The organism is Streptomyces cupreus, from assembly GCF_014257025.1.
GTDB lineage: Bacteria > Actinomycetota > Actinomycetes > Streptomycetales > Streptomycetaceae > Streptomyces > Streptomyces cupreus.
Genome location: NZ_JACMSF010000010.1, coordinates 135,082 through 152,515, shown reverse-complemented (window position 1 = coordinate 152,515; position 17,434 = coordinate 135,082). Strand labels below are relative to the sequence as shown.

At 73.0% G+C, this 17,434-nt stretch carries 14 protein-coding genes; 1 reads left to right on the top strand and 13 read right to left on the bottom strand.

Annotated features, from left to right (window positions below; all coding sequences use genetic code 11):
* Positions 1-6 precede the first annotated feature (6 nt).
* Positions 7-804 carry a phytanoyl-CoA dioxygenase family protein gene (locus H4N64_RS12515; RefSeq protein WP_186282327.1) on the top strand — a complete coding sequence of 266 codons (798 nt, stop codon included), beginning with the start codon at positions 7-9 and terminating at the stop codon, positions 802-804.
* Position 805: 1 nt separating this feature from the next.
* Here H4N64_RS12515 and H4N64_RS12510 read toward each other — a convergent pair whose 3' ends face one another.
* The 13 genes from H4N64_RS12510 to H4N64_RS12450 form a co-directional block, all read right to left on the bottom strand.
* Positions 806-1,774 (bottom strand): aldo/keto reductase, encoded by a 969-nt coding sequence (locus H4N64_RS12510; RefSeq protein ID WP_186282326.1) that lies wholly within the window; start codon positions 1,772-1,774, stop codon positions 806-808.
* A gap of 183 nt (positions 1,775-1,957) precedes the next feature.
* The gene (locus tag H4N64_RS12505) at positions 1,958-3,991 is read right to left on the bottom strand and encodes a radical SAM protein (protein ID WP_186282325.1); all 2,034 of its coding nucleotides are present in this window, start codon (positions 3,989-3,991) and stop codon (positions 1,958-1,960) included.
* A 47-nt stretch (positions 3,992-4,038) separates the two neighbouring features.
* On the bottom strand, positions 4,039-4,959 hold the full coding sequence (locus tag H4N64_RS12500) for an aldo/keto reductase (protein WP_260859684.1): 921 nt from the start codon (positions 4,957-4,959) through the stop codon (positions 4,039-4,041).
* Positions 4,956-6,431 (bottom strand): GMC family oxidoreductase, encoded by a 1,476-nt coding sequence (locus H4N64_RS12495; RefSeq protein ID WP_186282324.1) that lies wholly within the window; start codon positions 6,429-6,431, stop codon positions 4,956-4,958. Before H4N64_RS12495 ends, H4N64_RS12500 begins: the two co-directional genes overlap by 4 nt.
* A complete protein-coding gene (locus H4N64_RS12490) occupies positions 6,428-7,345 on the bottom strand; it encodes an adenosine kinase (protein WP_186282323.1) in 918 nt (305 codons plus the stop codon). Before H4N64_RS12490 ends, H4N64_RS12495 begins: the two co-directional genes overlap by 4 nt.
* 87 nt (positions 7,346-7,432) lie before the next feature.
* Positions 7,433-9,520 carry a 4-alpha-glucanotransferase gene (malQ, locus tag H4N64_RS12485; protein WP_186282322.1) on the bottom strand — a complete coding sequence of 696 codons (2,088 nt, stop codon included), beginning with the start codon at positions 9,518-9,520 and terminating at the stop codon, positions 7,433-7,435.
* Between the two features lie 22 nt (positions 9,521-9,542).
* Complete coding sequence (locus H4N64_RS12480; protein ID WP_186282321.1) at positions 9,543-10,340, bottom strand: HAD family hydrolase; 798 nt, start codon at positions 10,338-10,340, stop codon at positions 9,543-9,545.
* Positions 10,337-10,882, bottom strand: a complete 546-nt coding sequence (locus H4N64_RS12475; RefSeq protein WP_336246695.1) for an NUDIX hydrolase — start codon at positions 10,880-10,882, stop codon at positions 10,337-10,339. The genes H4N64_RS12480 and H4N64_RS12475 overlap by 4 nt, the downstream gene beginning before the upstream one ends.
* Complete coding sequence (locus tag H4N64_RS12470; RefSeq protein WP_186282320.1) at positions 10,879-11,766, bottom strand: SDR family oxidoreductase; 888 nt, start codon at positions 11,764-11,766, stop codon at positions 10,879-10,881. Before H4N64_RS12470 ends, H4N64_RS12475 begins: the two co-directional genes overlap by 4 nt.
* Positions 11,763-12,791, bottom strand: a complete 1,029-nt coding sequence (locus tag H4N64_RS12465; protein WP_186282319.1) for an ROK family protein — start codon at positions 12,789-12,791, stop codon at positions 11,763-11,765. The genes H4N64_RS12470 and H4N64_RS12465 overlap by 4 nt, the downstream gene beginning before the upstream one ends.
* Entirely contained in the window at positions 12,784-13,884 is a 1,101-nt protein-coding gene (locus H4N64_RS12460; RefSeq protein ID WP_186282318.1) for a sugar phosphate nucleotidyltransferase, read from the bottom strand. The genes H4N64_RS12465 and H4N64_RS12460 overlap by 8 nt, the downstream gene beginning before the upstream one ends.
* Positions 13,877-15,973, bottom strand: coding sequence for a glycogen/starch synthase (locus H4N64_RS12455; RefSeq protein ID WP_186282317.1), 2,097 nt, complete (start codon positions 15,971-15,973; stop codon positions 13,877-13,879). Before H4N64_RS12455 ends, H4N64_RS12460 begins: the two co-directional genes overlap by 8 nt.
* 12 nt (positions 15,974-15,985) lie before the next feature.
* Complete coding sequence (locus H4N64_RS12450; RefSeq protein WP_186282316.1) at positions 15,986-17,434, bottom strand: phosphotransferase; 1,449 nt, start codon at positions 17,432-17,434, stop codon at positions 15,986-15,988.

The window sequence follows — 17,434 nt, the reverse complement described above, 5'->3', positions numbered from 1 at the left end:
CCACGCATGACAGCCATGGATATCGACGCCGGGCTCCGGCAGTTCCGCGAGGACGGGTTCATGGTCGCGCGGGGGCTGTTCGGGTACGACGAGATCGACCGGTTGTGCGAGCGGTTCGCGGCGCTGCACGCGGGCGGGCCGGTGCCGGGGCACTTCGAGCCGCGGGCGTCGGACGACGACCCGTTGCGGACCTATCCGAGAGTGATGCATCCGCATGAGATCGACGAGTCGTCGCTGCGGATGCTGCTCGATCCTCGGCTGCGGGCGGTGCTGGAGCGGCTGCTCGGCGAGGAGGTGCTCGCGGCGCAGAGCATGTTCTATTTCAAGCCGCCGGGAGCTCGGGGGCAGGCGCTGCACCAGGACAACTTCTATCTGCGGGTCGAGCCGGGCACCTGTGTGGCGGCCTGGATCGCCTGCGATGTGATCGACCGGGAGAACGGCGGACTCGAGGTCGTGCCCGGCACGCATCGGATGGAGCTGTTCTGTCCCGAGGAGGCGGACGCGGGGGTGTCGTTCGCGCGGGAGTACGTTCCGCCACCGCCGGGACTCGCGCCCGTGCCCGTCGACATGGCACCGGGGGACGTGCTGTTCTTCAACGGCAGCCTGGTGCACGGCTCTCAGCCCAATCGCAGCGCCGGTCGATTCCGGCGGTCGTTCATCGGCCACTATGTCGGGCGGTCGACCGAGCGGATCGGAGGCTACTACCGGACCTTGTCGATGCGGGGCGAGCGGGTCGCGTTGCCCGAGAGTGCCGGGGCGGGTCCGTGCGGAACCGAGTTCGAGGCCCCGCACGGACCGCACTAGCTCAGTGGCCGACGATTTCGCGGGCCGTGTACGGCTGTTCCAGTTCCTCGATCTCCTTCTCGCTCAGTGTCAGTTCGACCGCCGCGGCCGCATCCTCGATGTGCCGCGGCTTGGCGGCGCCGACGACCGGGGCCGCCACCGTGTCTCGGTGCAGGAGCCAGGCCAGGGCCACCTGGGCTCGTGGGACGCCTCGGTCGTTCGCCACTCGGGTGACCGCCTCCACGATCGTGCGGTCGCTCTCCCGGTAGAGGCGGCTGCCGAAGTTGTCGACCGCGCTGCGTTCGGTGACGGTGCCCCAGTCCCGGGTGAGGCGGCCGCGGGCCAGCGGGCTCCAGGGCAGTACACCGACGCCCTGGTCCGCGCACAGGGGCAGCATCTCGCGCTCCTCCTCGCGGTAGAGGAGGTTGTAGTGGTTCTGCATGGAGACGAACTTGGTCCAGCCGTGCAGCTGTGCGGTGTACTGCATCTTGGAGAACTGCCAGGCGTACATCGAACTCGCCCCGATGTAGCGCACCTTGCCGGCCTTCACCAGGTCGTGCAGCGCCTCCATGGTCTCCTCGACCGGGGTGTGCGGGTCGAAGCGGTGGATCTGGTACAGGTCGACGTAGTCGGTGCCGAGGCGGCTGAGGCTGTGGTCGATCTCCGTCATGATCACCTTGCGGGACAGGCCCGCGCCGTTGGCGCCTGGCCGCATGCGGCCGTTCACCTTGGTGGCCAGCACATACTCGTCGCGCCGGGCGAAGTCGGCGAGCGCCCGGCCCACGATCTCCTCGCTGGTGCCCTCGGAGTAGACGTTCGCGGTGTCGAAGAAGTTGATGCCTGCTTCGAGCGCCTGCCGGATCATCGGGCGGGACGCCGCCTCGTCGAGCGTCCACTCGTGCACGCCTCGGTCGGGCAGCCCGTAGGTCATGCAGCCCAGACAGATCCGCGACACGTCCAGGCCCGTCGAACCGAGCTTCACGTACTGCATCGTTGCTGCTCCTGCCTTCGGGGTCGGTACCAGGGGGAGCGTACGACGCGGAGTGCGCCGCGCATTGCTGCCCGCCGACACCGGCCGTGGCGGGTCCGCCGACGCTGTGCGTGCCCGCCGGGGTCCTGCACGGCCCGGGCGGGCAGCCGGCCTCGGTGTCACTGTGCCGCAGCGGCAGGCGCTCTACACCGGGGGCATGCCGGCGGGGCCGACGGTGGAGTGCGTCTGGCCCCTCCCGCGCAGGGCCCGGCCCCGGTGGCGCAGGGTCCATGGATCGCCCAGTTCATGGGTGAGCAGGCGCTGGGCGAGCGTGCCGCGCTGTTCGGGGGCGAGCGTGGCCACCGCTGCCACCAGGCGTTCGGCCGTGGCCTGGTCGACGGTGGCCTGATCGGCGAGGCCGAGCAGGGCGGCGGTCTCCGGGTCCAGCGGGGCGTCGTCGGTGTCCGGGAGGCGGGAGCCGGTGGCTCGGCGCAGCGGTTCGGCGGCCTGTTCGGGGAGCAGGTCCGCGTACCGCGGCAGATCGGCCTCGGCGGCGATGAGCAGCAGGTGCTTGGCGATCAGCGCGGCCTCGGGGAAGGGGGTGCGCACGGCGAGCGGCACAAGGGTCTCGGGCGGCAGACCGAGGACGCATCCGGCGTGCAGCAGCACCTCGCGGACGCGTCCGGCGCGCGGGGAGTCGGGCAGCGCTGCCGCCGTACGCTCCAGGAAGCCGGTCAGCACCTTCTCCGGACCGGCGGTGTCCGCCTGGTCGCCGCTCTGGTAGTAGCGCGCCAAGTAGCCTTGCCACCAGGCGAGTTGGACCGCGTACAGCTCGGCGACGGCGGCCTCGTACGCGGGCTCGTCGACGAGGTCGCGCAGTGCGGGCACAAGGTCGCGGTAGACGAGGCGCATCCAGGTGTGCGGTGAGCGCTGGACGCCCCAGCACTCGCCGTGCGCGTGGTCGCCGATCAGCTCGGCCAGGCCGATCTCTCCGGCCAGGAGCTCCGTGCGGAATCCGGTGCCGGTGTCCTCGAAGCGGTAGAAGTGGTCGGAGTTCAGCGGCGGGCGCGGGGTGGGCAGCGCGCGGTCGATCAGGCGCTCCAACTCCGAGTAGCGCTCGTGGAGTTCGTCGAGGGGAAGAGCGAGGTGGGGGTGGAGCGGGTCGGCGAAGCGGGTCTTGATCTTGGCGATCTCCTCGGACAGCGCCTGGTAGAGGAAGATCCTGTCGAAGCGGTAGCTGAACGACAGCCCGATGTAGGGAAAGACGGTGCAGCTGCGGCACTCCGAGCGATGGCCGACCTCCTCGTCCCGCACCCGCAGGAACTCGGGGTCCTGCACCAGCTCGCGCAGCGGCCGGTCCCACTCGACCGAGTTGTCGAAGGCGTGGTAGCAGGGCAGGACAAGGCGCCCGTCCGGGCCGACGGTGAGGATGCGCTTGTTGGCGAAGCAGTCGGTCGGCGCCTTGGGGTCCAATGTCTCCATGTACTTGCGGAAGTGCAGGTTGATCAGGGCGAACGGCTGGTAGAGCAGCCGTATCAGCTCATCGGCGATGGTTCCACCGGTCGCCTCCGACTCCTCCAGGCGCCCGGCGCGGGCGTCGGCGAGCGGCTTGCCGTTCTGCTCGATCAGCTTCAGCTTGCGGGCCGTCCGGTTCATGTCGCGGACGGTGTCCTGCTCGTCGAAGTACTCGAACATGCCGGAGAAGTAGATGGTGATCCGGTTCTCGTGGGCGAAGCGCAGCAGGTCGGGCACCTCGTCCACGTTCTCCCGGGTGACGACGCAGATCAGCTTGAGGTTGCCGGAGCCGGTGGCGATGACGCGCTGGATCACGTCCAGTGCCCGGTCCAGGGTGGGCACCCCGCGGATTTGCCGGTAGCGGTCGGGCCGCAGCGTGTCCAGGGAGACGTTCATGGTGTCGACGTAGGGCACGATGGCGTCGATGTGCTTGGCGAACCGGATGCCGTTGCTGGTGATCTCCACGGTCATGCCGAGGGACTTGGCGTACTGCACGATGCCGTCGATGTGCGGGTGCAGCACCGGCTCGCCACCGGTGAAGTCGACGTAGCGCACGCCGAGTTCGTACAGCTCGTCGAGGATCTGCCGGGCCCGCTCCAGGGTGAGCTCCTCGTAGCCCTTGAACTTGTCGTCCTGCCAGACATTGCAGTAGCCGCACAGCGAGTTGCAGCGGAAGGTGATGTAGAAGCGGGCGGACTGCAGGAGTCCGGGGCCGGCGGTCACGTTGTGGGTTCTCCGTCCGTAGGTGGGTCGGGGGCGGTCGGGCGGGGTCACGGCAGCGGGGCGCCCCGGGCGGCGATCCACAGCTCGTACCACTCCTCGTGGCTGAGTTCGGTGGTGCGTACGGCCGCGTCCCGGCAGGCGCGGATCCGCTCGGGCCGGCTGGTGCCGACGACCGGGACGATCCCGGCGGGGTGGCGCTGGAGCCACCACAGCAGGACCGTCTCCGGGGTGGTGTCGTGGCGCCGGGCGAGCTTCCGGGCGAGGTCCGCCGCCGGGGACGGCTCGCCATTGGTGTAGCGGCCGCGGGCCAGCGGGCCCCAGGCCTGGAGTTCGATGCCCTGGGCGGCGCAGTGTTCGAGCGTGCCCTCCGGGAAACCGAGCCCGGCCGCCGCGGGGGTGTTGACCAGTACCCCGGCCTCGACCCAGTCGCGTCGGGCCAGGCTCATCTCCAGCTGATCGACCGTCAGCGGTATGTCGAGGCAGGCCTGGAGGCGGGTGATCTGGGCGGCGCTCATGTTGGACACGCCGAACCGGCGTACCAGTCCCTCGTCGTGGAGCGTGTGCAGGGCCTTGGCGATCTCGTCGGGGTCGGCGAGGGGGTCGGGGCGGTGCAGGAGCAGGGTGTCGATCACATCGGTGCGCAGTCGGGCGAGGCTCTCCCGTACACGGGCCAGGATGGTGTCGGCGCGCAGGTCGTACAGGCCGGGCCGGTCGTCCTCGGCGAGACGGATGCCGCACTTCGTCTGGATCTCGATCCGCTCGCGCAGCCCGGAGGCGCGGGCCAGCACTTCGCCGAAGACGGCCTCGGACTTGCCGAAGCGGTAGATGTCGGCGTGGTCGAAGCGGGTGATGCCCGCGTCCAGGGCGGCTTCCACCGCGGCCTCGGCGTGGTCGATGTCGCTCGCGGTGTAGGGGGTGCGGTCCCAGGCGCCGCCCAGGCCCATGCATCCGTGGATCAGCCGGGTCATCGTGCCTCCTTCACGGTGTCGGCGAGCAGTTCGGCGAGCGCGAGCACCGACAGCTGGGTGTTGGCCGCGGGAACGGTGGGCAGCACGGAGGCGTCGGCGACCCGGAGGTTGTCGACGCCCCGGACCCGGCCCGCGCCGTCGACGACGGCCGACGGATCGTCCGGGTGGCCCATGGCGCAGGTGCCCACGGGGTGCCAGTACGTGCCGAGCCGGGCGCGCAGCTCGTCATCGGTGAGGTCGCGCGAGGGAAGCCCGGATGCCAGGGCTTTGAGAGCCGTGGTCGCCGCGAGCCGCTCCACGATCTCCAGGCCGTGGCGCAGCGTGGCGAGGTCGCGGCCCTCGGGGTCGCTGAGGAACGCCGGGTCGATGTCCAGGGGTGTGTCGGGGTCGGCGGAGCGCAGCCGGACCGTGCCGCGTGAGGCGGGTTTCATCAGGAAGGCGGAGATGCCCGCCTCGTACTGGCCTTCCGGCAGCGAGCCGAAGAGCGGATCTCCGGCGGAGGGCAGGATGTGCAGGTCCCAGGAGCCCTCCGGACAGTGCGGTCCGGCGGCTCGGATCAGCATCCGGCTGACGTACAGCTCCCCGGCCCGCTCCTTGGCGGAGAGCGCCGCGTTGAGGTGATCAGTCGGCGTCAGCGGGACGAACACGCCCGGCTGGTCCGTGAGGTTGGTGCCGACGCCGGGCAGGTCGACCTCGGGGCGGATGCCGACGGCCCGCAGCTGGTCGGCGGGGCCGATGCCGCTGCGCAGCAGCAGCGCGGGCGAGCCGAAGGCGCCGCAGGCGACGAGGTAGGTGTCCGCCCTCAGGGTCTCGCGCCGCCCGTCGACCACGACCTCGGCGCCGGTGATCCGTCCGTCCCGCATGGACAGCCGGTCGGCGGTGGCGCCGCCGAGGATGGTCAAGTTGGCCCGGCCGCGGGCCTGTTCGAGGTAGGCGAAGGCCGCGTTCCAGCGCAGTCCGTCGAGCGCGTTGATCAGCGGGGTGCCGCAGCCGGGCCCGCCCGGGGCACCCATGTCGACGTCCCGGTAGCCGAGTTCGCGCGCTCCGGCCAGGGCGGCGCGGGCCCAGTCGGAGAACTCCCGGTCCGGCACCGCCCGTAGCCGCATCTGCTCGACGGCCTTCTGCCGGTACGGCGCCATGGCCGCGGCCGACCACGCGGGGCCGCCCGCGCTCTCCCACTCCTGGTGGTCGTGGGCCGAACCCCAGGTGTGCCAGCAGCCGTTGACGCAGGAGGAGCCGCCCAGGACCCGGGCCCGGATGCGGTGGACCTCGGCGCCGCGCTCCCAGATGTCGTCCCGCGGCAGGGCGTGGGCGTCGCGCAGGCCCTGCGGCCAGGCACGGTGGTCGGGGCCGTAGTCCGGTCCCGCCTCCACCAGGCACACCGTGCGCCCGGGGTCCTCGCTCAGCCGGGAGGCCAGCACACATCCGGCCACTCCCCCGCCGAGGACGACGATGTCGAAGCCGCGCGTCATACCGGGTCTCCGGCCAACTCGGCGACCTGGGCGAGGAGTTCGGCGCGGCCGATGGCGTCGGTGCGGGTGGAGGGCACGGTGCAGGCGTACGCCCCGGCGACGGCGCCGTACAGGGCGCACCGGGCGACGTCCTCGCCGCCCAGCCAGCCGAGCAGGAAGGCGGAGGCGAAGGCGTCGCCCGCGCCGTTGGAGTCGACGACCGGGGCCGGCGGGGTGACGGCGGGGATGTGCGTGAGCGTGCCGTCGGCCAGCAGGTGGGCGCCGTCGGCTCCGGCGGTGGCGACGACGACGCGGGCCCGGCCGCGGGCGGCGATGTCCCGCATGGTGCGCTCGTGGTCGGCGAGGGCGGTGGTCGACAGGAAGACGAGGTCCGAGGCGAGGGCGAAGGGCTCGTGGTAGGGGTTGGCGCCGTCCCAGTTGTGCAGGTCCGTCGAGACGGTGAGACCGGACTCCCGGAGCAGCGGCAGGGCTTGGGAGCAGGGGTGGGTGATGACGACGTGCGCGTGGCGGGCGGCGGCGGCCAGGGTGCGCACGGTCTCCTCCGGGAAGCGGTCGGCCTCCCGGGAGCGGGTGTCGTCGTACAGGGACAGTCGTCGGCCGTCGGGGCCGACCAGGTTGACCGCGCGCTTGGTGCCCGCGGGCTGCGGTACGGCGGTGAGTGGGATGCCGTGGTCGCGGTGGAGGGCGCGGACCAGGTCGCCCTCCGGGTCCTCGCCGACCATGTCGAGGTGGTGGGTGCGCAGGCCCAGGGCGCTCAGGCCGAGCGCGACGAAGTCCCCGCTCTGTCCCGCGCGGGTCTTGATGCCGGGTCGGATCATGTAGCTGTCGGCGTAGGGCAGGGGCAGTTCGGGGACGTGGACGATGGTGTCCACGCCCGCGCCGCCCAGGACCAGGACGTCGGTCTCGGTGCTCATGGGGTTACGTCGTTCCTCTCGGCTCGGGGAGGCGAGTCAAACAGCCCGCCCCAGGGACTGCAAGAACTTGCAGGAAATTTCGGCAAGTTAGCTTTCGCTGGTGGGCAGCGCCTGATAGACCTCGGCGACGGCGCGGGGTCCGGGGTGGGCGGTCAGCTCCTCCAGGGGCAGCGGGCGGCCCGACGGATCGGCCACGGGAAGGCGCCAGTTGGGGTACTCGTCGAGGGTGCCGGGCAGGTTCTGCGGCCTGCGGTCGCCGACGGTGTCGGGCAGCCACACGCCCAGCAGCTTGGCCGGGGTGTGGGCCAGGAAGCGGTGCAGGGCCAGGGTCTCGGCGCCGGGCGCCTCCTCGGCGCTGTCGTCGGCGAGGGCGCCGACCCGCCGCAACTCGGTGAGCCAGCCGTCCCTTTCGGCTTCGGCCTCCGCCTCCGCCTGTTCGGCGGGCTGGGTGAGCAGACCGAGGCTGTCGTGCAGCCGTACCTGCTCGCCGTCCAGCCAGGCGGCGGTGCTCGGCAGGTCGTGCGTGGTGAGGGTGGCCAGGCAGTCGGCGCGCCACTGATCGGGCGGCAGCGGGCCCGAGCGCTGCTCCGAGCCGCCCTGGTACTCGAACCGCAGCACCGAGGTGCCCAGGATCCCCCGGTCGGCCAGGTCCTCGCGCACCCCCGCCTCGACGGTGCCGAGGTCCTCGCCGATCACCATGACGCCGGCCCGGTGCGCTTCCAGGGCGAGCACGCCGAGCAGTGCGTCGTGGTCGTAGCGGACGTAGGTGCCCTCGCCGGCCCGCGCTCCCTCGGGGATCCACCACAGCCGGAACAGGCCCATGATGTGGTCCAGGCGCAGCGCGCCGCAGTGGCGCAGGGTGCCGCGCAGGGCCTCGGCGAACGGCGCGTAGCCCGCCTCGGCGAGGGTGTCGGGGCGCCAGGGCGGCTGGCCCCAGTCCTGGCCGCTGCGGTTGAAGTCGTCGGGCGGGCAGCCCACGGTGACGCCCTGGGCCAGGTACCGCTGGAAGTGCCAGGCGTCCGCGCCGTCGGGGTCGACACCGACGGCGAGGTCGAGCATCAGCCCGACGGCCATGCCGGCGCCGGTCGCCGCCCGCTGTGCCTCGCCGAGCTGTTCATCGACCAGCCAGGCGAGCTTGCGGTGGTACTCGACCCGGGCGGCGAACGCCACGCGGGCGGCGGGAATGCCGGGCCCGTCGGGGCTGCGCAGCCCTGACGGCCAGGTGCGCCAGTGCGGACCGTGGACCTCGGCGAGCGCGCACCACAGGGCGTAGTCGTCGAGCGCGCTTCCCTCGGCCTCGGTGTACCGCCGGTAGGCCTCCAGCCGTGCCGGGTCCAGCGGGACCCGGTGCACCAGCTCCAGGGCGCGCAGCTTCAGGACGCGTACGGCCGACCGCTCGATGAGCCCGCCCGCGAGCACCTTCCGGGTCAACTCCCGTGCCCGGCCGATGAGTCGGTCCGCCTCCGTGCGGTCCTGCGGTGGCAGGGCCGCGAATTCGGGAACGTCCTCGACCCTGAGGTTCATCGGGTCCGCGTGGCGGCGGCTGCTGGGGCGGTACGGGGAGGGGTCGGACAGCGGTCCGGGCACATACGCGTGCAGGGGGTTGAGCAGCACGAAGTCGGCGCCCAATCCGCCTGCCCAGCGCCCGAGTTCGGTCAGGTCCCCGAGATCGCCCATGCCCCAGGAGCGGTGGGAGAGCACCGAGTAGAGCTGGACCAGGAAGCCCCAGTGGCGTCGGTCCGGGCCGGTGAGCCGCTCGGGGGCGACGAGGAGCGGTGCGGTCCCGGTGCGGGCGCCGCGCACGGCGTGCAGGGTGTGGCGGCCGACCGGGAGCGCGGCGGGTTCGGTGCCGGGCACGTGGCGGCCGTCCTCCGTCTCGACCCACAGCTCGGTGCCGGGCGGCACGGCGAGGGGCGCCGAGGGCCGCCCGGCGCGCTGCACCACGCTCGGCGGCAACAGGGGCTCACCCAACCGGCGCCGGCGTTCCGCGAGCGCGTCCCGGATGCCGCCGGGCGTGCTCGTGTCGGCGCCGAGGGCGGCGAGCACGGCGCGCAGGGTGTCGGGCGAGGTGTCGACCCGATGGCCGAGGTCGGTGGTGTAGTGCGTGGCGACGCCGTACAGGCGGGCCAGTTCGGTCAGTTCGCGGGTGTCGGTTCTCGTGGTGACGGGGGGCATGGATGCGGCTCGGCTCTCCAGGTCAGGGAAACAGGCGTTCCAGAACGGCCGCGACGCCGTCCTCCTCGTTGGTGGGCGCGATCTCGTCGGCGCGACTGCGCAGTTCGGCGTGGGCGTTGCCCATGGCGACGCCGTGGGCGGCCCATTCGAGCATCGGGATGTCGTTGGGCATGTCACCGAAGGCGATGGTCCCGGCCGCGCCGAAGCCGAGGCGCCGGGCGGCCGCGGCCAGTCCGCTCGCCTTGCTGACCCCGGCGGGCAGTAGCTCGACCATGCCCTCGCCGGAGTGCGTGACCGCGATCCGGCCGGCGCACACACGCAGGGCGAGGGCGGCCAGCCGGTCGTCGTCGAGGTCCGGACGGCGGCTGCGGATCAGTACCTTCTCCACCGGGTGGCTCCACAGTGCGGCGCGGTCCTCGACCAGCCGCCAGCCGTGCCGGACGCGCTCGCCGAAGCCCGCGGTGACCAGGAACTCCCCGTCGAGACCGGCGGTGACCGCGCCGAGTTCCAGCGGCCCGGCCGCCTCGGCGATACGGTCCACCAGCGCCCGTACGGTGGCGCGGTCCAGGGTCGCGGAGGCCAGCAGGCGGTCCGCGCCGACGTCGTAGAGCTGGGCGCCCTGGCCGCAGACGGCCAGGCCCTGGTAGCCGAGGGGTTCCAGCAGGCCGCGGCAGCCCGCGGCGGGGCGGCCGGTGACCACCAGGTGGCGGGCGCCGCTCTCGGTGGCCCGGGCCAGTGCGGCGCGGTTGCGCGGGGAGACGGTGAGGTCGCCGCGCAGGAGGGTGCCGTCCAGGTCGGTGGCGACGACGGTGAAGGTCATCCGTCCGCTCCCCGGTGCAGGTCCAGCAGGGTGTACGCCGCGAGGGTCGCGGCGTCCGTGATCCGGCCGGCGCCGACGAGGGCTCGCCACTGCGCCCGGTCGGCCCAGCGCTGGCGCATGTCGGCCTCGGTGGCCTCCCGTTCGGGCTCGCCCTCGGTGAGCTGCTCGGCGAGGAAGACGTGGCAGCCCTGGCTGGCGTAGCCGTAGGCGACGTGCAATCGGCCGAGGTACGTCATCCGGGCGGCCCGAAGTCCGGTCTCCTCGCGCAGTTCGGCGCGGGCCAGGTCCAGCGGGGCCTCGCCCGCGTGGCCTGCGGGCCAGGAGCCCTGCGGGAACTCCCAGTAGCGGCCGCGCACCGGGTAGCGGTACTGCTCGACGAGGTGGAGGCGGCCGTCGTCGTCCCGTGGGACCACCAGGGCGTAGTCCGGCTTGTCGACGACGCCGTACAGGCCCGGGCTGCCGTCGGGGCGTCGTATGTCGTCCTCCCGGACGGTCATCCACGGGTTGCGGTAGACCTCGCGGGAGCGCACGGTGCGGATCACGGGGCTGCCTCCAGCAGGTCGCGGACGCCCTCGGCGACGCCGCGCACCCGCAGGCCGTGCCGGCGCAGGACGTCGTCCAGGACCGTGCTGGTCAGACAGGTGTGGGTGGGGCGGCTGGCGTACCGGCCGTGTGCCTTGGGGACCCGCACGACCCGGGAGCGGGGCACGCCGAGCCCCTGGGCGATCGTCTCCGCCCACTCGGCACGGGAGACCCGGTCGGGGCCGCCCAGGTGGAGCAGCCCGGGTGTGTCCGGGGCGAGGGCGGCCGCGGTCACGGCGGCGACGTCGGCCACGTGGACCGGGGTGGTCCACTGGTCGTCCGGTGCCTCCACCTGCTCTCCGGCGCTGAGCCGGTGGGCGCAGGCGGCGAAGAAGTTGAGCCATTTCGGCGAGGCGGCGGGCTCCCAGCCGTAGACGAGGCTGACCCTCAGGACGGTGGTGTCGGGGGCCTCTCGGACGATCCGCTCGGCGGCGAGCTTGGCCCTGCCGTAGGCGTTCGCGGGGGCGGTTGGGGTGTGCTCGTCGTTGTCGGGGCGGGTGCCGTCGAAGACGTTGTCCGTGGAGATCAGCACGGTACGGCGGCCCCGCGCGGCGGCGGTGAGATGGGCCGCCGCCGCGCTGTGCAGGGCCTTGGCGCGCTCGGGGTCGGCCTCGCACCAGGTCACGTCGGACGGGCCGTGCACCAGGACCAGTCGGTCGGGCCGCACCGCGTCGACGACGCGGGCGCAGGCGTCCGGGTCGGCGGCGTCCAGGCGCGCCCAGGGGGCGTCGGATCCGGTGGGCATACGGCGGGAGGCGAGGACGGGGTTGCCGCCCGTGGCGGCCAGATGCGCGGCCACGGCCCGTCCGACGAATCCGCCGCCGACGATGAGGGTGACCGTCATGGTGCCGTCACCGCCGGATGCACCGCTCCCCGCGCCGCCAGCAGACGGCCCGCGCCGAGCAGGCCGTGGTCGTCGTCGGGCGCCCCGAGTTCGACCATCCGCCGGATCTCCGAGGAGTCCAGGCCGAAGCAGCCGAGGCGCTCCAACTCCTCGGTGAGCAGCTGGACATACCGCGCTCCGACGGCCAGCGCGAAGCCGCCCATGAGGACGTAGCGGCGCACCCCGATCGAGGTGAACACCGAGGTGATGGCGGAGGCGAGGTGGGTGAGCGTGCCGCGCAGGACGGCGGTGGCGAAGGCGTCCTCGGCGCGCACGGCGGCGACCAGCGCCGGGTTGTCCAGCAGCCTTGGATCGGGGGCCGCCCGGGCGAGGGCCGAGCGGGCGTAGCCGCCGGGGTCGGCGAGGCCGGCGCGGCGGGCGGCGGCCAGCACACCCCGCCCCGAGGCGATCCCGCCGAGGTGACCGCGTCCGCCGCAGTCGCACGGCGGAGCGTCCGGGGCGAGGTCGCAACGCCAGTGGCCCAGCTCGCCGCCGTGTCCCTCGGCGTCGAGCAGCACCTCCCCCGCCCGGTACACCTTGCTGCCGATCCCGGAGCTGACCGTGATCAGGCAGAACGGTGGCTGGTCGGGTCCATCGACATACCGCCACACGGCGGCCGTCAGGTCGTTGACGACGACCACGGGCACGCCGAGGCGCTCCTCCAGCAGCGGCCGCAGCGGCAGTGGCGCGCCGCGCTCGCCCCACACGGTGGGGGCGGTCAGCGCGTGGCCGTCGGCGGTGACGGGCCCGGCGAAGGCGACGGCGAGGGCGCGGCTGCCGTGGCGTGCGACGGCCCGCTCGGCGAGCCGGGCCAACTGCTCGGCCACCTTGGACTGGAGCAGGGGCACGGGGGCGCCGGGGTGACGGGCCAGGCCTTCGGTGGGCACCCGGCGTACGTCGTCCACGGTGGCCGTGCCGATGTCGTACCGCGCGATCCGCAGGGTCGTGCCGCCCAGGTCCACGACGGTGAAGGCGGGTTCAGACACGGATTCCTCCCGTCACCCCGGCGGCCATGTGCTGCACGCTGCCGTCCTCCAGCACGATCGCCGAGTCGATGTCGGCCCCGGCGGGCACGCACGCACCGGGGAGCAGCACACTGCGCCGCACCCGCGCATCGGCGCCGATCCGCACTCCGGGGAAGGCGACGCTGTGCTCGACGCGGCCGTCGTTCACCAGGTCGGCGGGGACCAGGCTGCGCTCGATGCCCGGTGCGGTGAGGACCGCACGCCGCACCTCGGGCCTGATCGTGCAAGGGAGTCGACCGGGCGTCAGTGCCGCGTCCTCGGCCAGCAGCGCCAGATGCGCCCGGTGGTAGCGGTCGGCGGTGCCGATGTCCTCCCAGTGCCCCGGAACCTCGTGGCCGAGGATGCGCTCGCCGCCGGCGAGCATGGCGGGGATGACATCCCGGCTGATGTCGTGCTGCCAGTCGGTGCCGTCCAGCAGCTCCAGGTAGTGGTGCAGCCGGGCGGCGTCGAAGACGCAGAACGCGGCGAACACCAGGTCGCTGGTGGGCTCCGCGGGCTTCTCCACGAAGGCGGTGAGCCGGCCGTCACGGTCGAACTCGACCATGCCGAAGAGGTGCACGTATCGCCGCTCGATCCGCTGGTACGCCAGGGTCAGCGCGGCGCCGGAGCGGCGGTGCGCCGCGATCAGGGGGCCGTAGTCGAATCGGTAGACGTGGTCGGCGTGCAGCACCAGCACCTCGGAGGTGCCGGTCCCGAAGAGGTAGGGCGCCTTGCGGATCAGGGCGTCGGCGGTCCCCCGCTCCGGCGGCCCAGCCTGCTCCGGCGGACGGTACCCGGCGCCTTCGCGGTAGGCCCGGTCGTAGGGCCCGAAGTGAACCCGGAAGCCGGGCCGCCACCAGGTGCGGTGCAGGTCGTCCATCAACTGCCGCTCCTCGTACTGGGAGAGCAGCAGGACCTCCCCCAGACCGGAGACCTCGGCGTTGGCGAGGGAGAAGTCGATCAGGCGGCAGGAGCCGCCGAACGGCACCAGCGGTTTGAGCCGGCCGTGGCCGAGCCGGCCCATCCGGCGGCCCTCTCCGCCCGCGAGCAGCGCGGCGCGCACTCCGTCAGCCATGGCGCACCACGTCCCAGGCGGAGCGGCCGGAGGACAGCGTGAGGAGCAGATGCAATTCCCCTCCTGAGTCAGGGAGTTCGTCGAGGAGAGCGGTGAACTCGCCGGGTCCGGTGCGCTCCAGGGGGCGGACCGTGACGTCCCGGCGCGAGGGGCGGGCGGGGTCGGGCGCGGCGAGGCCGACGGCTTCGACCCGGTCGGCGTGCGGCAGGCGGTAGTCGAGGCGGCCGTCGGTGACGGTCCAGCGGCCGTCGAGGCGGGCCCGCTGCCCGGGGTCGGCGGTGCGCTCGCAACGGGCCCAGTCGGCACGCTTCCAGGCGGCCTCGAACAGGTCACGGCCGGTGTCCAGCGGGCGGCAGCGCCGATAGGTGTCGGCGTCGCCGAGGCGGGCGGCGGCTTCGGCGACGGCGTCGCGGTGGGTGTCGTAGGCCTCGTCGGGCAGGAGGTCGAACCAGCCGTACTTCAGGAGGAGTTCGACGCTCGGGGCGGGGCGCTGTCCGTTCCAGAGTGCGGTGAAGGCTTCCAGGTGCTGTGCGGCGACCTGCTGCCAGGTGAACTCGCGTGCCTTGGCGATGGCGTTGGCGCGCAGCCGCTCGTAGACCTCGGGGCGTTCGCGCGGCAGCGCGGCTGCTGTGCGGATGCGGTCGGCGAGGGCGTCGACGAGCAGGGTGTCGTCCTCGGCGAAGGAGCGGTTGACGGCGAAGCCGGTGGCGTCCGGGGTGTTCAGCGGGTCGGCGGCATGTCCGAAGTGGGCCATGCCGAGTTGGGCGGTGGCGATCGGGACGGCGCCGACGGCCATCGCCTCGCCCTGGGCGATCAGGAAGGTGTCCATCTCGAACTTGGACGGGAACAGGCAGTAGTCGCTGGCGGCGGCGTATGCCATGACCCGCCGCTCGTCGACGCGCTCGCACTCCACATACACGCGGTCCTTGTGGCGTTCGACGACCTCGCGCACATACGGGTCGTCGATGCCGCCGTCGCTGAGGCAGCGCAGCACGAAGTTGGCTTCGAGGCCCTCGTCGAGCACCCGGTCGACGGCTCGGAAGAGTTCGATCTGCCCCTTGTGGTGCACGGCGTAGCGGGCGTTGTGGAAGAACGTCGGCAGTGCGGGGTCGAGGCCGATGCCGTTCAGGACGGCCGCCCGGTCGACCGCGGGCCTGTCCTCGGCGCGCCAGCGGTCGCCGATGGCGCAGCCGCCGACGAAGCTCTTGTGCGCGTTGCGCCGCACGGTGTCCCGCACCGGCAGCTCCTGGAAGAGCCGCTCGAAGGGCGTGTCGGCGAAGTCCGTGTAGAACTCCAGATGACCGGGCGAGAGGAAGTCGACCAGGTCCGCGTGGTCGGCGACCAGGTCGTAGACGCGGAGGTGGCCGGGGCCGTAGTCGTAGTGCAGATGGGTGCGTTGCTGGTAGGCGCTCAGCACCGATACGTGCGCCTCGCGCGGGTCCTCGTCCGGCAGCGCGAGCGGGGCGTCCAGGAACTCCAGCAGCCGTTCGACCTTGGGCCGGTGGACCTTCTTGGTGATGGGCATGTTGCTCTGCACGGTCCCGACCACGAACTTGTCCGGGTCGTCGCGGAAGGCCGCGGGCAACAGGTAGTGGTAGTAGGGCTCGTGGGCGTGGACGAGGGCCTTCTCGCCGCCGAACCGGGCGCGCACGAAGCGGATCGTGTCCACCTGGTAGGCCAGGGGCTTGAAGAAGACCAGGTCGCTGCCCTTGCTGTGGTAGGGCGGGTAGAAGCGGTCGGGCAGCTGGTCGAGCAGGTCGTTGGAGAGGAAGTACAGGTCCACGCCGTCGAGTCGTACCCGGTGCGCGGTGGTGGTGAGGGGGATGCGCACCTCGGCCGGGAAGCGCTCGCCCCAGGTGTCCGGGTCGAGGACGATCGGCAGTTCGTAGGTGTCCTCATGGTCGAGGTGCTCGACGTCGTAGGAGGCCCGCAGCTCGTCGAGGCGGCCGTGGGCGGGGGTGACGACGGACACCCGGTGGCCCTCGTCGGCGAGGGCCTTGGAGAGATTCCACAGGTAGACGGAGATACCGCCCTGGAGGAAGCGGTGGTCGAAGCCTCCGCACTCGAAGTAGGTCTCTATGATGTGCACGGGTGTCGGTCCTCACCCGGCGGCCGGGAGGCGCCCGGCCTCCACGGCGTGCCGCAGGTTGATCGCCGCGTGGTAGGCGCGGTCGTGGGCGTAGGCGTAGTCGAGCTCGTGGATGAGGCGGCGCAGCCGGAACAGCCGCCAGGCCGGGTGGTCCGCCGACAGCTCCGGGGCGGCGGCGAGGAGGTCTCCGGCACGGGCCGCCCAGAGGCCGGCGGCGGCGCGCAGCCGGTCCAGTTCGGCGAGTTTCGCGGGGGTCCAGCCCGGGGTGTCGGGGCGGACTCCGGTGGCCTGGAGGAGGGCGGTGCGGGCGGTGTCCTCGGGGTCCATGCCGAGGGTGTCCGCGGCGTGGTCGGAGAACTCGTCGGCGGTGAAGATCTCCAGGCCGCGCCGGAGGGCGGCGAGGTCCTGCCAGGGCGACTGGGCGGTGGCCGGGTCCGCCGGGTCGGAGACCGGGGTGGACAGGTCTATGACGCACAACTGCCAGGTGCCGTCCGGCAGTTCGCGGCGCAGAACGTGGGAGAGGTGCAGGTCGCCGTGGCAGGGCCCGGTCGGCCAGGGCCGGGGCGGCAGTTCGGCGATCCGGGCCAGTTCCCGGGCCAGACCCGCGGCGGCGGCCTCGCCCACCTCGGCGGGGACACGGCGGTCGGCGCGGATGTGCGGGGTGAGCGCGGCCAGCTTCTCGGCGGCCTCGGTCAGAAAGCTCTCCACCGGGAACTCGGGGTGCCGGTCGAGGCGTTCGGCGAGCTCCTGGTGGAAGCCGCGCAGGAAGGTGCCGGTGGCGCGCAGGGGCGCGGTCAGGGCGCGCTGGGACTCGGCCACGGCGGCCGGTACGTCGGCGCCCGCGGCGAGCAGCGGCCACAGGGCCCGGATGCCGCCGCGCAGCGGCACGTTCAGGCCCTCGCCCTCGGCGTAGCGGTAGAGCACGCCGAGGGGTTCGCGCCGGCCGGTGCCGGTGTCGACGTGGCTGTACGCGCCGACGGGGCGCTGGGTGCGGCCGCTGTCCGCCATCAGGCGGAGCAGTTCGGGCTCGCGGGTGCCGGTGCCGATGCGCCGGTAGGTCTTGTGGGCGTGGGCGGTGCCGCCGAGGTCGAGCAGCGAGAGCGCGTTGGAGCACCAGCCGGGGTCGAAGGGCAACGGGCCCCGGTAGGCGTCCGGTTGACCGCGGAACTCGATCAGGTTGCCGGCCCGGGTGGTCAGCCGCAGTCCCTCGCGCAGGGCGGTCACGACGAGCCGGTCGAAGGCGGGGGTGCCCTCGGCGCCGCGGCCGGGGTCCTCGGCGTGGACGGGGACGAACCAGCGGGCCCCGCCCGCGCCGACGATCAGCAGCCGCAGCTCGTCGAGCCGGGCTTCGTCGAGGAGTTCGACCCGCCCGGTGCGGCGGGCGCCGTCGTCCATCCAGGGGGCGGCGCGCAGCATGTCGACCGTGGCGTCGGGCGGGCTGCCGAGCAGCAGGGTGTCCAA